This window comes from Bradyrhizobium sp. USDA 4538, from assembly GCF_024171045.1.
Classification (GTDB): Bacteria; Pseudomonadota; Alphaproteobacteria; order Rhizobiales; family Xanthobacteraceae; genus Bradyrhizobium; species Bradyrhizobium australafricanum.
In genome coordinates this window covers 682,603-697,042 of sequence record NZ_JALJZE010000002.1, presented here as the reverse complement: position 1 = coordinate 697,042, position 14,440 = coordinate 682,603, and the positions used below count along the sequence as shown (strand labels likewise).

11 protein-coding genes and 5 pseudogenes are annotated in these 14,440 nt (G+C 60.4%); 6 read left to right on the top strand and 10 right to left on the bottom strand.

Annotated features, from left to right (window positions below; all coding sequences use genetic code 11):
- Positions 1-81 precede the first annotated feature (81 nt).
- Positions 82-1,116: a hypothetical protein gene (locus tag J2R78_RS44495; protein ID WP_253610403.1), complete on the bottom strand. Its 1,035-nt coding sequence runs from the start codon at positions 1,114-1,116 to the stop codon at positions 82-84.
- A 165-nt stretch (positions 1,117-1,281) separates the two neighbouring features.
- Entirely contained in the window at positions 1,282-2,622 is a 1,341-nt protein-coding gene (locus tag J2R78_RS44490) for an IS5 family transposase (protein WP_253610404.1), read from the bottom strand.
- Between J2R78_RS44490 and J2R78_RS44485 the strand changes: the two genes are divergently transcribed.
- Positions 2,615-2,740: a transposase domain-containing protein gene (locus J2R78_RS44485; protein WP_375167183.1), complete on the top strand. Its 126-nt coding sequence runs from the start codon at positions 2,615-2,617 to the stop codon at positions 2,738-2,740. The two genes, J2R78_RS44490 and J2R78_RS44485, sit on opposite strands and share 8 nt — an antisense overlap.
- A 172-nt stretch (positions 2,741-2,912) precedes the next feature.
- Here the strand turns inward: J2R78_RS44485 and J2R78_RS44480 are convergent, their stop codons facing one another.
- Positions 2,913-4,280 (bottom strand): AraC family transcriptional regulator, encoded by a 1,368-nt coding sequence (locus J2R78_RS44480; RefSeq protein WP_253610405.1) that lies wholly within the window; start codon positions 4,278-4,280, stop codon positions 2,913-2,915.
- Between J2R78_RS44480 and J2R78_RS45595 the strand changes: the two genes are divergently transcribed.
- A complete protein-coding gene (locus J2R78_RS45595) occupies positions 4,177-4,533 on the top strand; it encodes a helix-turn-helix domain-containing protein (RefSeq protein WP_375167182.1) in 357 nt (118 codons plus the stop codon). The genes J2R78_RS44480 and J2R78_RS45595 overlap by 104 nt on opposite strands.
- Here the strand turns inward: J2R78_RS45595 and J2R78_RS44475 are convergent.
- The 4 genes and pseudogenes from J2R78_RS44475 to J2R78_RS44460 form a co-directional block, all read right to left on the bottom strand.
- A pseudogene (locus J2R78_RS44475) lies at positions 4,463-5,344 on the bottom strand (IS66 family transposase); the annotation flags it as partial. The gene J2R78_RS45595 and the pseudogene J2R78_RS44475 sit on opposite strands and share 71 nt — an antisense overlap.
- A 13-nt stretch (positions 5,345-5,357) precedes the next feature.
- The gene (locus J2R78_RS44470; RefSeq protein ID WP_253610406.1) at positions 5,358-5,804 is read right to left on the bottom strand and encodes a group II intron maturase-specific domain-containing protein; all 447 of its coding nucleotides are present in this window, start codon (positions 5,802-5,804) and stop codon (positions 5,358-5,360) included.
- Positions 5,805-6,000: 196 nt separating this feature from the next.
- On the bottom strand, positions 6,001-7,227 hold the full coding sequence (gene ltrA, locus J2R78_RS44465; protein WP_375167202.1) for a group II intron reverse transcriptase/maturase: 1,227 nt from the start codon (positions 7,225-7,227) through the stop codon (positions 6,001-6,003).
- 575 nt (positions 7,228-7,802) lie between these two features.
- Positions 7,803-8,051, bottom strand: a pseudogene (locus J2R78_RS44460) (reverse transcriptase domain-containing protein); the annotation flags it as partial.
- Between the two features lie 511 nt (positions 8,052-8,562).
- Between J2R78_RS44460 and J2R78_RS44455 the strand changes: the two are divergent.
- Positions 8,563-9,204 (top strand): recombinase family protein, encoded by a 642-nt coding sequence (locus J2R78_RS44455; protein WP_253610408.1) that lies wholly within the window; start codon positions 8,563-8,565, stop codon positions 9,202-9,204.
- Complete coding sequence (locus J2R78_RS44450) at positions 9,205-10,560, top strand: recombinase family protein (protein ID WP_309145067.1); 1,356 nt, start codon at positions 9,205-9,207, stop codon at positions 10,558-10,560. It abuts the gene before it with no gap.
- A gap of 235 nt (positions 10,561-10,795) precedes the next feature.
- Here J2R78_RS44450 and J2R78_RS44445 read toward each other — a convergent pair.
- From J2R78_RS44445 to J2R78_RS44435, 3 genes and pseudogenes are all read right to left on the bottom strand, one after another.
- A pseudogene (locus J2R78_RS44445) lies at positions 10,796-11,184 on the bottom strand (reverse transcriptase domain-containing protein); the annotation flags it as partial.
- A 561-nt stretch (positions 11,185-11,745) separates the two neighbouring features.
- Positions 11,746-11,937: an IS66 family insertion sequence element accessory protein TnpB gene (gene tnpB / locus J2R78_RS44440; protein ID WP_375167181.1), complete on the bottom strand. Its 192-nt coding sequence runs from the start codon at positions 11,935-11,937 to the stop codon at positions 11,746-11,748.
- A gap of 23 nt (positions 11,938-11,960) precedes the next feature.
- Positions 11,961-12,368 (bottom strand): transposase, encoded by a 408-nt coding sequence (locus J2R78_RS44435; protein ID WP_253610638.1) that lies wholly within the window; start codon positions 12,366-12,368, stop codon positions 11,961-11,963.
- A 61-nt stretch (positions 12,369-12,429) separates the two neighbouring features.
- Here J2R78_RS44435 and J2R78_RS44430 point away from each other — a divergent pair.
- Positions 12,430-13,469: pseudogene (locus J2R78_RS44430) on the top strand (IS21 family transposase); the annotation flags it as partial.
- A pseudogene (gene istB, locus J2R78_RS44425) lies at positions 13,466-14,277 on the top strand (IS21-like element helper ATPase IstB). The pseudogenes J2R78_RS44430 and istB, both read left to right, overlap by 4 nt.
- The last annotated feature ends 163 nt before the right edge of the window (positions 14,278-14,440 follow it).

Genomic DNA, 14,440 nt, shown 5'->3' with positions numbered 1-14,440 from the left:
CGACGACGAACGTTGAGACCAGTCCAGAGACCAGGTCGCGATCAGTGCCGCGCGCGGGTCGGCGCGCGGCCCTGCGATCAATCAAGGACGCTTGGTCATGTCGCTGCCCACCGGCAACACGAGGCCGACCGGCATATCCGTCACTGCGAGCGTTTTCGGATTTAGCGCGACGTGGTTCGGGAAAACCTCCGCTGCCGGTCGCGCGAAGGCGGAGAAGGCATGCCCGCCTGGCGTGGTTTCCACGATCGACGCACTCATGGAGACGCTGAAGTTATCTCCCGGCGGAAGGCCATTATCCTTATAGGAATAGGTGACTGACGAGGTCCATCCAGCGGGGATGTCGTACTGCAACATCACGCCGAACTGATCGGACTTGGTCACCGTGGTCAGCGGCAGATTGATGTAAGTGCCATCGGGCAAGGGAGTGCCACAGGAGAACGATACCTGGGAATTGACCGGGCAACCGAGGCACGTGATCACGAATTGGACCTTGGCCGGCTTCGACGAGGCCGGATAGGTCGTGTAGTTGGTGAAAGTCGGCGAGCCCGCGCTGGTGAACTGCACGTTGTGCCAGCCGGTGCCGCCGTTCTTGCCGATCCAGGCAGCCAGATCGTCGAGCGAATGCACCGCATTGGGCGGCCTCTGGCTCGCAAACGGAAAACCTGCCGTCGAGATGAAGCCGATCAGGCAGGTGTGCTCCGAAGTATTCGGGGCAAGCCAGATCAGCGGATCAGTGGTCACTCCGATCGCATTGGGCTCGATCGAACTGATTGCACTGAACTCGGCCCCCTTGGCCGTCTTCATGCCGTTGTTGAGCCACTGCTGCGGATAGAGGAATAGCGATTGTGGGGCAAAGAAAATGCGCCCTTCCGCCGGGACGGTCTTGGTGCCCAGGTTCTTTCCACGAAGGTAGAAGTAGTTGGTGGCATTGATGACGACCGGCTGCGTCAAATCCTTGCCCATACTGCCCGCCGACGAGTAGTAGGCAGCCGGGTTCTGGATCGGCTGCGTCCCCGCAGCGATCAGGTCGGGGCTCGCAGTCCAGCCGCCCGTCCGAGGCAGCAAACCCTGATCCTGCAGATTTTGTCGCAATAGCACGCCGTTGTATTGGGTCATGACACAATCCCTTGCTGAGATGAGAACGCGACTGCGTCGTCGAACTTAAGCAATCTCGCTCTAGTAGTATCTTGATGCGATACTACTACTGCGCCAACAACACAATCTAAAATTGACAGACAGATGATCACTAGTCCTCCGTGAAGAAAGCGGGCGACCGCTGATTTAAGCGATGTTTTGGCCCAGGAAAGTTTTTGCAAAGGTCCGGATGGTGGCACGCAAGAGTTCTGCGAGCCATCGCAGGAGCAGGCCGAAGTTGTTGTGCCCGGCCGCGGCGAGGACGGCACTGATGCGGTCGCCGACGCGGCCTTTGAGATAGTTGCGGTCCATGCGGTGCTCGGCCTTGACGTGGCCGATGACGGGCTCGACAGCCGCACGACGCTTCATCTCGCGCCGGATGGAAGCCGTGACGCGGCGAACCTGCCCCGAGATCCAGACCCTGAACCGATGCGGGTGGTTGTGGCCGCGGTACCCTTTGTCGACATGGATGCGGCGAGCCTCCACGCCGGTGAGCTTCTCTATGTCGGCGACCCACGGGCCGAGCGTGTCCCGTCGAAGAGATTGCCGTGCAGTGCCTTGGCATGGAGCACGAACTGTCCGCCCTTCGGGGAGGTCAACGGGGGTGGCGATAATTACCTTGCAGCCGAACTCGTAAGGCGCGCGGGCTTTGCCCTTGCCGATGCACTCGACCTCCGGGGCGTCGTGTAACGCATAGACCTTTGGACCGCGCTGATGCTGATCCTGGCTGCGCACCCGCTGCGCCAGATCGAGCAGCGGGCCGAAGCGAGCTTCCAGCACCGCATCGCCATCAATCTTGCGGCGGATGTCGCGGATGAGCCGGCCAAGCCGAGTCCGCAGGAACTTGAGCTGGCGCCGGGCGCGTTTGAACTGGTGAGCGTGGGTATAGCGGCCGACCATGATGGCGGCACGCTTGGCCAACCGCAGATAGCTCTGGCGCAGCGGCACCCGGTTGCGCTTGGCGAGCCCAACGAGCTTGGTGATTGCCCGATGCATCAGCCCCGCGTCGGTCGGATGCGCAACGGCCTTGGGCTGCACCGTAGTGTCGACCGCCACCCGCTCCAGGTCGGTAGGACCAATGGCGCCAGTCTTGTGCGCCGCCGCCAGACTTTCCTGGATCAGCGCGACGAGTTGCTCCTCGCCGAGCCGCTGCCGCCAGCGCGTCAGCGACGATCGATCGAACGGCAGGCGGTGGCAGAAGCTCAACTCGCCGCAGAAGTATTGGTAGTAGGGGTTCTCGATCCAGCGGGCGCACAGCACCTCATCCGAGAGATTGTGCATGTGCTTCAGGATGAACAGGCCGGCGACAAGTCGCGTCGGCAGGCCAGGTTGCCTTGAATCGGTCTGGCACACCGAACAAAAGCGGTCATCCAGAAACTTCCAGTCGATTAGCCCCGCCAACCGCACCAGCGGGTGGCGCATGTCGATGATTTGATCTAGCGCCGGAAGCGGCAGGTCTTTCTGGCGATCATCCCGCGGTTTGCTCATCGCCGTCCCCAATGCCGATGATCCGCTCGCCTGGCTCGCTCTCACGCTTCAGCGTATTGCCAACGGTTGGCCGAGCGGCGAAATCGACGTGCTTATGCCATGGAAACACGCCGCCTGACGGCCTTAGCTTGGCTCCATCGGGCGGATACGATCGAGGCGATGATGTGCAAAGCAGACCACAACTTCCTGCGATGTCGCCGATGTCTAGTTTCGGACATGAACAGCGGCACTGTCGCGCTGCTTGGGCCGATGCTCGCGTCTGACGAGTAGATCATTCATCCTATTTGTGCTTATTCGAGATTTGCTCTATACGCCGATGGTGATATACCCATTGCGCGCTTGAAACACATGCCGAAGTGCGCCTGATCCGAGAAGCCGCAGGCCAGCGCAATTTGCGTCACTGGCAGGCTACTGTTAGTCAGCAGTTCCCTCCCCCGTTGTACACGCTCCGCTATCAAATACTGATGTGGGGTTTGACGAAATGACGCCTTAAAGCGTTGGATGAAGAGCGTGCGGCTTAGCTTTGCAAAGCCCGCTAGGTCATTCAGTGAAATATCCGCGGAAAGATTTTCGCGAATGTACTCGGAGATCAGGCGAACCTGACTCACGGTCAACCGTTGATGCACTTCCGTACCGCCAACGGCGCCGTGCCTTTGACGAGCATGCTTGCCGAGAACGTCGAGAGCGAGCGCACGTGAAGCGTACTCGATTTTCAATCTTGAGTGTTCCGCCGGCTCAAACAGTGCCTCTTTCAAAGAAAGAAGGAGGCAACTCATGCTGTGGTCATCGCAATTGAGCGTCAATTCGATTTCCATGTCTCCCAGATGGCGATCAAGCACGTCACCAGCGACCTCCGCGAGAACGTCGCATTTCAGAAACGTGTGGAGCTCGTCGGACTCTGTGTGTCGCCTCACTTTGGCCAACGTCTCCGGTGGAACGAGCGAAATGCGGTGCGGCGGCCCGACCAAACGCATTTGCTTTTGGCCTATGACAAAGGACAGGTCCATCGGTGCCAGAGCTAGATGGATCCAGAGATCGGGAATAGCTCTATGTACGATCTCATAGCTGTGTGGTTGGGTGGCCGTTATGCTGACATTGATATCCGACCAGCCAAGGTGTTCGCTTGTTCTGCGAATGCGCATTTCCTTACTGCAGTCGAGCGATGTCTGGCTTAAGCGATATGTTTTTTGCGGAAGATGCACACTTGCCGACTCTAGACTGTTGTCCGCACACTGCGGATTGAAGGGAGGGGATACTGCATTTCGTCGACGCAGCGCTTCCTTTCTGGTCCCATCGTGTATCACCCACGCGCTGTTTGACGGTATGGGGAGGGGCAGGTCTGTAAAGATCGATTGACTTTTTTTAGATTGATGAATGATTGGCGGCAGTATCTTGTTACAGCCCGCCACCAAGAGAATTGGTCCCGGTGCCCTAGTGTTCCGTCCGATGCGAACCGGACGGCCAAAAGCGACACTGACGATATCGAACGACGAACGCACGCATCTGTTGGCCATAACGCGGTCGCGCTCGTTGCCGGCGGCACTGACGTTGCGAGTGAAGATTGTGCTGGCGAGCGAGCGCGAGCCCAGCAACGCCGTCGTGGCGGCGCGGCTTGGCGTCGGTCCCCATACGATCGGCAAATGGCGCAAGCGCTTCATCACCGATCGGATTGAGGGGCTCTACGACGAGATGCGTAGCGGCAGGCCCCGCACCGTTGAGGATGAGGCGGTGGCCTCGCTCGCAAGCCCAAGGCCGCAACACACTGGAGCGTGCGCGCGATCGCCAAAGAGGTACGCATCCGGCCAGCACCCCGGGCAGTCGCGCCGGTCTGCCGCGGCGTTCAGGCAGCAGCCGCTTTGGACTGTTGGGTCGCCTTCCAATTCCACGGGAGCAGGTCGGCGACTTTGTTGACGGGGTGATCAGGAAGCCTGGCCAGCACGTCAGCGAGCCAGGCTTGCGGATCAACGTCGTTCATCTTGCAGGTTTCGATCAGGGTATAGACAGCGGCGGCACGATTGCCGCCAGCATCTGAACCGGCGAAGGTCCAATTTCGTCTTCCAACAGCCACACCGCGTAGCGCTCGTTCGGCAGCGTTGTTCGAGAGGCAGATGCGGCCATCGTCCAGGAAGCGGGTGAACGCCGCCCAGCGGTTGAGCAGGTAGTTGATCGCCTTCGCAGTATCGTTGCCTGATGAGAGCAAGGTTCGCTGCTGGCGCATCCAGATTTCGAGATCGGCGACGATCGGCCTCGACTGATCACGACGTGTCGCAAGCCGCTGTTCCGGCGTTTTGCCGTTGATGGTGCGCTCGATCTCGAACAAGGTATCGATGCGTCGCACGGCCTCGCTGGCAATCGGCGCCTCTCCAGACTTCGCCAGGTCGAAGAACTTTCTGCGGCCGTGGCTCCAACAGGCCGCTTCCAGGATCGGAGCCGGCTTCCTTTGGGCCTTGTAGAGCTGGTTATATCCATCGAAGGCATCGGCCTGCATGAGGCCCACATAGCCGGCAAGATGGCTTTGCGGATGTTCTCCAGCCCGGTTGCGTGAGTAGTAGAACAGGGCCGCCGGCGGATCCGTGCCGCCAAACGGCCGGTCATCGCGAACATAAGTCCAGATCCGGCCGGTAACCGTCTTAAGCTTGGCCAGCACCGGCACCGTCGGGTGAGTAGGCCGGAGGGATTTCACCTCCAGCCTCTCGCAGAACCGGGCGTGAGACTCTCGCCTCACCCGGCTCCCATCAGGCAAGCTTGCCGCCATCGCCGAGTTGCCACTGCACAAAGAGCCTGCGCTTCTCACGCGCGATCTTCTCCAGGAAGAGACGCGCGCGTCCTAAACGGTGATGGAAGCGCTTGTACTTTCGCTTCAGCCAAATAGCTAACGTCTGGTTGATGTAGCGTGCCAAAGGATAAAGCGCTGAGCGCGTGTATTGCCCATAATAAGCGATCCACCCCCTAACCATCGGGTTTAGCTCGCGAGCAATATCGTCCAGCGTCACCTCGGTTCGCCTGCGAAGTTTCAAGCCTCGGACCGTTGCCCGCATGGCGTTCAGCGCTGGTTTGCTGACCGCTGGGGTGAACCCACAGAACATCTTCTGCGAATGCGGCCCCAGGGACCGATCGTGGCCGGAAGCAATAACCGAGAAAGTCAAACATGACCGTCTCGCTTTTACCTCGGCGTCGATCATCCTTGCAGTAGACGATCCTCGTCTTCGTAGGATGCAATTCCAGGCGGCACTTCGCCAGCCGAGCCTGGAGCGCTTCGCGAACGCTTTGCGCGCCTCCATCTCATTCCGACAATGTACCAACCGTCGAGTCGCCCGGGGGAGTTTCACCCCCAGGCGCTCACAGATCCGGACGTGAACGTCTCCGCTCATCCGGCTCTTACCGTCCAGCCGCCGTCTTGTGCAGCATCGGCCAATGGGCCAACAGCGTGGGGGTGCGGCACGCAATGTCCCGTACCCAGTGCTCTGCCCGTCTTCGATGTCGCCGCAGACGTTTGTATTTCGACATCGCCCATCGCGCGAGACATCGGTCGAGATGGCGTAGTGTCGGATAAAGCGCCGACTTGTAGTACCGACCATAGTAGTTCATCCAGCCTCGAATGATCGGGTTGAACATCCTCGCCAGGTCGTCGATCCTCTTATCCACCCGGCAGCGTAGTTGCCAGGCACGGATTTCCTGTCGGATTGCCTTCGTCGCGGCATTGCTGACACCGGGGCTGAAGTTGACGAAGTGCTTTCCCCAACGATTCTTCGACCGACGGGCACGGAACGTGTAGCCCAAAAAGTCGAATTTCTGTTCAGGATAATCACCTCGCCGGTCGTCATCCTTACAATAGACTATCTTCGTCTTGTCCGGATGAAGCTCCAGTCCGCATTCGGCAAAGCGCTTCGCAAGCGCCTCCTTCAGTTCTTGTGCCTGCCGCTCACTGTCGCAATGGCAGAGAATATCATCGGCATAACGCTCGAACGGGATGCTCGGATGATTTCTTCGCATCCACATGTCGAACGCATAGTGGAGAAAGAGATTCGCCATCAGCGGTGATACCACCGAGCCCTGCGGCGTGCCCTTCTCTCGGGGTTCAGGGGTGCCGTCTTCCAGTTGAACGGGAGCTTTAAGCCACCGTTCAATGTACAACAACACCCAAGCGCAGTCCGTGTGCTTCCGAATCGCCTTGAGCAAAAGCTCATGCGATATCGAGTCAAAATAGGCCCGAATGTCGAGATCGAGCACGAAGGGATGCCGCCAGCATCGCTGGCGAGCAACCCCAACGGCATCGAGCGCCGATTTTCCGGGTCGATATCCGAACGAGTCTGGATGAAAGTGTTTCTCCAAATCCGGCTCCAGATATCCTTTGACGACCGCCTGAGCAACGCGATCCGACACCGTAGGAATTCCTAGCGGCCTCTTCCCGCCGTCGCGCTTGTCGATCTGCACACGCTTGACCGGCGGTGGAAAGTAGCTACCCGAAGACATTCGATTCCAGAGCTTGTACAGATTGCTCTGCAAGTCTGCCTCGAACACCTCGATCGACTGCTCGTCCACACCGGCTGCGCCCCGATTTGCTTTAACCCGTTTGTACGCCTCCCAAACCCAGCGCTTGGGCATGTCATACGGCTTTGCTTGACGCAAAAGAGTCCTCCCGTTTCCGGTTGCTCTTCCAATCAAGCGGGACAGTGCCGTGCCTTCGCTCCGCCACCATTACAGTGCCTTCGTCACTACTACACACGGCTCCGTCCCTGCATCGCGCATTGGTACTCAGACTCTTGTGGGGCTTCCACTTGAACCATTCCCTTGGCATCGCGATACAGGTTCCCACGTTCCGCACAGAAGCCTGAACCGAGGTCACGCCACCTCGCCTGCCGGACGCCGCCTGAGCCGTAAACAGGTATCGCTCAGACTGATCCCAAGATAACGACTACCCCTTGGTTTTGACGTCTTCCCTACGCTTTCGACAGTTCATCGGTGGTTCGCTTGCGCTCGTCTCCTCGATCCTTACCTGACAGAGTCTTGCTCTGCCTTTTCCGGTCTCGCTCACCACCTCGACCATTGGGCCGAAGCAGCAGCCGGTGGTTTGAACCCTGATCCTGCAACCCGAGTTCGAGGGGCCGACCCCCATCTTCTGTGCAGCAAGGCTGCTCAAACGTGCTCTACATCACACCTCCTCCGCGCCGTCGTGGCGCACAGTCATCGGCGTAGCGCACGAAGCGATGGCCGCGTCTTTCCAGTTCCCTGTCCAGCACATCCAGCATCAGGTTCGACAATAGCGGCGAGAGCGGACCGCCCTGCGGCGTACCCTCTTCCGTCGGACTGACCAGCCCTCTCTCCAGCACACCCGCATTCAGGACTCCGCGGATCAGCTTCAGGAGGCGCTTGTCAGTCACCCGCTTGGCAACGAGCCTCATCAGGATGTCGTGGTTGACCCGGTCGAAAGGCTACTCGACAGACTACCCACCACCGCACTCATCATCTCGACGACTATCCCGATCAGGTAACCATCGTTCGGTCGCGCCATCCCTTTGAGGGATCTGCGCTTAATGTGCTTGGCTGGTGTCATCGACGCGGCGAACTTCATCTGACGCTTGTACTGCCCGATGGTGCCCGTGCCCTTGTACCGGCCGCGTGGACGGATCTGCCTATCGCACAACATTTACCGCGTGCAAGCCCGCAATGCGCTCGAGCGGCATTCCTGGCTTCCCACGCCGAGCTGCAGCACGCCCGGACGATCGTCGACGCTTTGCTGCGGCAATTGGATGCCGCGCATACTGTCCTGCCACCGGAAGCGGAGGACAGCCATGCAGCAGGTAAGCTTTCTCGACCCACCACCTCAGCGCGGGGCCGCACCCGTATGGGAGGCCCTCGATAAAGAGCAGCGCGCACATCTCGTGCTGCGACTCGCCCGACTAATCGCCCGAGCAATCGCCACTGCCGGAGATCACAACGATGAACGAATTGAGCAAGATCACCGCTGAGCACCTCTGCCGATGCGCAATCGTCTACGTGCGTCAGTCCAGTACGACGCAGGTCGAGCATAATCGCGAGTCCACTGCCCGTCAGTACGAGTTAGCCGAACGCGCCGCGAGGCTCGGTTGGCGACGCGATCAGGTGAAGGTCATCGATGAGGACCTCGGTATTTCCGGTTCCGGCCTTTCCGAGCGCACCGGCTTCGCGCGTATGACCGCGGAGGTCGGCCTCGGCCGGGTGGGCATCGTGCTCGGCTTGGAAGTCTCGCGACTAGCGCGCAATAATGCTGATTGGTACCGTCTGCTCGATCTATGTGGCCTGACCCACACGCTCATCGGTGATGGAGATGGGATTTATCATCCGGGCTTGTTCAATGACCGCCTGGTGCTCGGGCTCAAAGGTACGATGTCAGAGGCAGAGCTGCATGTGCTGCGTGCGCGGCTGCTCGGTGGCATCCGCAACAAGGCCGCACGCGGAGAACTGCACCGCGGGCTGCCGGTGGGTCTGGTACGGGGCGACGCCGACGGGGAGGTGCTGTTGCATCCTGACGAGTCGGTGCAAGCCGCGATCCATGCTGTCTTCGACCGCTTTGCCGAATTCGGCTCGGCACGACGCGTGTGACTGTGGTTCCGCTCGCAAGGCCTGCGCTTTCCGCTGCACTCCAACAGCCTTGTCGATCTCCGCTGGGTCGCCCCCACTTACACAAAGATCCACCAGGTCCTCACCAACCCGTTCTATGCCGGCGTTTATGTGTATGGCCGCACCCAGCAGACATGCTATCTCGATGTCGGCGGTCGAATCCGAAAGCGCATCAGACAACGCGACCGCGAGCAGTGGCCGGTGTTCATTCGTGACCATCATGCCGGATACATCGATTGGAATACCTTCGAGGCGAACCAGAAGCGCCTGGCGCAGAACATCCGTCCTCGATCGCACCAGAGCGGGGGTGCCGTGAGAGAAGGCGCAGCACTCCTGCAAGGCCTCGCCGTATGCGGACACTGCGGTCGGCGCCTGGCCGTACACTACAGCGGCCGGTTCTCGGCGCCCGGATATCACTGCGCCGGCAAGAACATCGTCAACGGCCGGGGCGAGTACTGCCTCAACATCGGCGGTGTGCAGATCGATGCGGCTGTTGCCGAAGCGTTCCTTGCGGCTCTCGCGCCCGCAGGCCTGGAAGCCTCGCTCCAGGCGATCGAGCAATTCGACGCCGATCACGAGACGACTCTCGCGCAGTTCCGTCGCGACGTCGAGCGTGCGCGCTACAACGCGCAGCGCGCCGAGCGACGCTATCGCGCCGTGGACCCGGAGAATAGACTCGTCGCGCGTGGACTCGAAGCAGAATGGGAAAGCGCTCTGCTGGAACTGAAGACTGCCGAATCCGAACTCTCGGACCGCGAACATGCCCGACCGCACTCGCTTACGCACGAAGAACGCGACGCGATTCTTGCACTCGGTAAAGACCTCAAGCGTATCTGGTTCGCTCCCACGACGAGCGATCGCGATCGCAAGGAGTTGCTCCGCACGCTGCTCGACGATGTCACCTTGAGAGTCGAGCGCGATAAATACAACGCTCACCTGACGCTGCGTTGGCACGGCGGTCCCTTCAGTGACGTTAATGTCCCATTGCCGCACTCGCATCCATCGCCGATCCGCACCGCCGACGATACGATCGATCTGCTGCGGCGACTGGCTGCACATTATCCCGACACCAAGATCGCCGGCATCCTCAATCGCCAAGGACGTACAACGGCCACAGGACTGTCGTTTACGGCAAATCGTGTGTCGAGCCTGCGGACGCACTGGGAGATCCCGTGCTTCGAGCCGAAACAGCAAGTGCAGGACGGCGAGTGCATGACTCGAGAAAGCCGCACGCGCGCTCGGGATCGCACCCTCTACTTTGCATCGCTGCCTCAACGATGGCTTCATTGCCGGAGAGCAGATCACACCTGGCGCGCCGTGGCGCATCCGTATCAATGACGAGTTGCGGTCGCGCTTTGTGGAGAGCGCGCCCGAAGGTTACGTGAAGATGTTCAAGGCCATGAATCTACTCGGCGTCTCGCGGCAAACCATCTTGCAACGTGTAAAGCGCGGCGAGCTTAACGCCGTTCACGTCTATCGCGGACGGGCAAAAGGCATACGAATTCAAGTACCTGCAGTTGCTCCGGACCTCTTCGACCCTCTCAAAAAAACCGAAGGTGTAGTATGACGCAACATCCAACAGGCCTTTGATGTCGAACTCCAGCACCCAGTCCATCTTCCAGCACCGTTGCCGGGTGACGCCAACGGCGTCCAGCGCGGATTTCCGGGCCGGTAGCCGTAGGAATCGGGAAGGAAGATTTCCTCGAGCGCTTGTTCAATCTGCAGCTTGACGACCGTCTGCGCCACGCGATCTGCTACTGTCGGCACGCCTAGAATGCGTTGTCCGCCGTTCTTCTTGGGAATGGGGACAGCCCGAACGGCAGGTGGAAAGTAGCTGCCAGAAGACATTCGATTCCAGACCTTGTAAAGGGTGCCCTTCAAGTCCTTCTCAAAAGCTTCGAGCGACACCTTATCCACGCCGGCCGCGCCCGCATTGGCTTTGACCAGTTTGTAGGCCTTCATCACTGTCTGCTTGTCGATATCGTACTGCTTACGTCCGGTTACACTCACATGTCCTCCTGCTCATCACAGTTGCATATGGGCGCAACCCACTTGTTTCGGCCCCTTCGCTCCAGTTCCATTACAGCACCGTCATCGCTACTACGAGCCGATCCGCCCCAGTGTTGTGCTTCGGTACTCTCGTCTCGCGGTGTGCGCCGCTTGAACTTCTCCCTTGGCATCACAACGACTGGTTCCTGCAGTTCTCTACAAGAGCCTGTATCCAGATCGCGTCCCCTAAACGCCGGTCGCCATCCGCGCAGTAATCCAGGCGTCTCACGGATTGATCTCAGGGATAGCACGCGCCCCTGATTTTGGCGACGCCTTAGTAATTTTCGACGCGTCATCGGAAGATTCGCTTTCGCTCGCCTTCTGGATACTTACCTGCCCCGTAAACCCGGGACTTTTGCAACACTTGCTGATGACCGCGCCTTTTAAGCGAAGCCACAGTGTCGTGGTGTTGCATCTGCGCCTGGAACGCCGATGCAGGAGGGCCGTCCTCCATCTCTCATAAAGCTGTACGCATTAAATTCGGTTATTCACCTCCTTCATGCTCTGCAGCACACCATGCCAGAGCACCTTCAATAAATCGCCTCGGCGCCCGCGGAAGCAGAACAAATGACCACTCAGCGGATCGCGGTGCAGCACCTCTTGCACCTGCAACGCCAAAGAGGCGAAGCCTTTGCGCATGTCGGTATGGCCCGTCGCCAGCCGCACCCGAACTCCCGTAGGAATCGGAATCATCGCGGATCTAGAGCCTCGATGATCCGGCGAAGCGCCTCGACGTCGACGCCCGCATCGACAATGACGCGCCGCCCGCCGGTCAGTTCGATCTCAATCCGACGCTCCGTCGAATGTGCTGTCGCACTCTCGGATGACGTCGCCATCGACGCCACAGGCCCATCCTCGGCAACAACTGCCCTGACGAAGGCAGCCTCGGATTTGGTCCGGTTCGCCGCGAAGGCTCTTCGCCAAGTCACCAGCAGAGAACGCGACAAGCCGTATCGCCGCGCTGTCGCCGCAACCAGGCGCGGCTCGGACAGGCTTTCCAAAACAATCCGCGCCTTCTCCTCCTCAGACCAACGCCGCCGCCGGCCTGTCTCCACCACTTCGAGTCGATTCAGCGCACTGATCGTATGGCTGTCCATACGTACAGTTCTCAACCATCAGGCCGGCCCGTCGCAAGGCGTCTTTCCTCGGAGGCTTACCTTCCGGCTGGCCTGTTCCGGCTTTGAGCACGCCCATGTCGTGCTCGGTGGCGAGAGCTTCGTCGCCTTGGCCGAAGGACTGCAGAATGCTCTGTGGTCGCTCGGCGGCGCGCCGCGGGAGCATCGGACCGACAGCCTGTCGACCGCCTTCTGCAATCTGGACCGGAATGCTCAGGACGATCTGACCCGGCGGTACGAGGACCTCTGCGCCCATTACGGCATGCGGCCTTCCCGCAACAATCCCGGCATCGCCCATGAGAACGGGACGATCGAGAGCTCGCATGGCCATCTCAAGCGGACAATCGCCGATGCGCCGCTATTGCGCGGCACTGCCGACTTCGATGATCTCGCCGCCTACCGCGGCTTCATCGACGAGATCGTCAGCCGCCGCAATGCCCGCAACGCCAAGCGGATCGACCACGAGCGCGCCACGCTGCAGGCATTGCCAGATTGTCGCACCTCGGACTACGAGGAGGTGATCGTCCGCGTGACGTCAAGCGGCGGCTTCACCTTGCGCAAGGTGTTCTACACCGTGCCGTCACGCCTGATCGGCCACCAGCTGCGGGTGCGCCTTTACGACGATCGTCTCGACGTGTTCGTCGGCGGCACCCATCTGGTCACCCTGCCGCGTGGGCGGCCGCATCCCAACGGCAAGCACGACCAGGTCGTCGATTATCGACACGTGATCCATTCCGTGCGGCGTAAGCCAATGGCGCTGCTCAATCTCGTCTACCGTGATCGGCTGTTCCCGCGCGATGCCTATCGGAGGACCTTCGATCGCTTGCGCGAACGGCTGCCGGACAAGAAAGCCTGCCGGCTCATGGTCGATCTGCTTGCGCTGGCGCACGAGCGCCGCTGCGAGGCCGAACTCGCCGGTCAGCTCGCCGCCGACCTGGACGCCGGCCAACTGCCGATCTCGGACGGCTGCGCGCCCACTTCGCGCCCGATCCTGCCTGCATGCCGCAGCGCATGGTGCAGCTTGCGCCGCTCGCCAGCTATGAGTGTCTCATCGGCGCCAGCCAGATCGGAGACGCCGCATGAACACGGCCAACACAGTCGACACCGCGCGCCTCAATCTGTTGCTCAACGAGCTGCGGCTGCCCGCCATCAAGGCGCTGTGGCCGCAATTTGCCGAGCAGTCCGACAAGGAAGGCTGGCCGGCGGCCCGCTTCCTCGCCACCATTGCCGAGCACGAGATCGCCGAACGCGGCTGCCGTCGCATCGAGCGCCATCTCGTCGAGGCGCGGCTGCCCGCCGGAAAGACCTTCGACAACTTCGACTTCGAGGCCGTGCCGATGATCTCCAAGGCGCAGGTGACCGCGCTCGCCGCCGGTGATGGCTGGTTGGGCAAGGGCGCCAATCTGCTCCTGTTCGGCCCGCCCGGCGGCGGCAAGAGCCACTTGGCGGCAGCGATCGGCTTGGCCTCATCGAGAACGGATGGCGCGTCCTCTTCACCCGCACCACCGATCTCGCGCAGAAGCTCCGGGTGGCGCGGCCCGAGCTCAACCTCGAGGCGGCCATCAATCGTCTCGATCGCTTCGATCTCATGATCCTTGACGATCTCGCTTACGTCACCAAGGACCAGGCCGAGACCAGCGTGCTGTTCAAGCTCATCAGCGCACGCTACGAGCGGCGCTCGATGCTGATCACGGCCAATCAGCCGTTCGGCGAATGGAACAGGGTCTTCCCGGACCCCGCTATGACCCTCGCCGCCATCGATCGCCTCGTTCACCACGCCACCATCGTCGAGATGAACGTCGAGAGCTATCGCAGGCGGACCGCCCTCGAACGAAAACGCGGTCCCGGACGGCCGCCATCGTACGCGACACCCAAAACCGCCGCTGATTGACGCTCCACGACTATCAGAGTTCAACAAAACTCTTGCGCGCGACAATCATCGCGGCGATCATCACCTCGCCGCGACACCGACTCGCCATCCTGATTGTCGCGCGCTTCCCACCCAGATTGTCGCGCTATACCTTCGAGACTCTATTCGTACGTACTTGGAACCG

Bases quoted from the DNA above. Each gene is read 5' to 3' on its own strand.
- J2R78_RS44495 (WP_253610403.1), bottom strand. From the start codon at position 1,116: ATGACCCAATACAACGGCGTGCTATTGCGACAAAATCTGCAGGATCAG.
- J2R78_RS44490 (WP_253610404.1), bottom strand. From the start codon at position 2,622: ATGAGCAAACCGCGGGATGATCGCCAGAAAGACCTGCCGCTTCCGGCG.
- J2R78_RS44435 (WP_253610638.1), bottom strand. From the start codon at position 12,368: ATGGACAGCCATACGATCAGTGCGCTGAATCGACTCGAAGTGGTGGAG.
- ltrA (WP_375167202.1), bottom strand. From the start codon at position 7,227: ATGCCCAAGCGCTGGGTTTGGGAGGCGTACAAACGGGTTAAAGCAAAT.
- J2R78_RS44455 (WP_253610408.1), top strand. From the start codon at position 8,563: ATGAACGAATTGAGCAAGATCACCGCTGAGCACCTCTGCCGATGCGCA.
- J2R78_RS44470 (WP_253610406.1), bottom strand. From the start codon at position 5,804: ATGATCGACGCCGAGGTAAAAGCGAGACGGTCATGTTTGACTTTCTCG.
- J2R78_RS44480 (WP_253610405.1), bottom strand. From the start codon at position 4,280: ATGAAGCGCTTGCGCCATTTGCCGATCGTATGGGGACCGACGCCAAGC.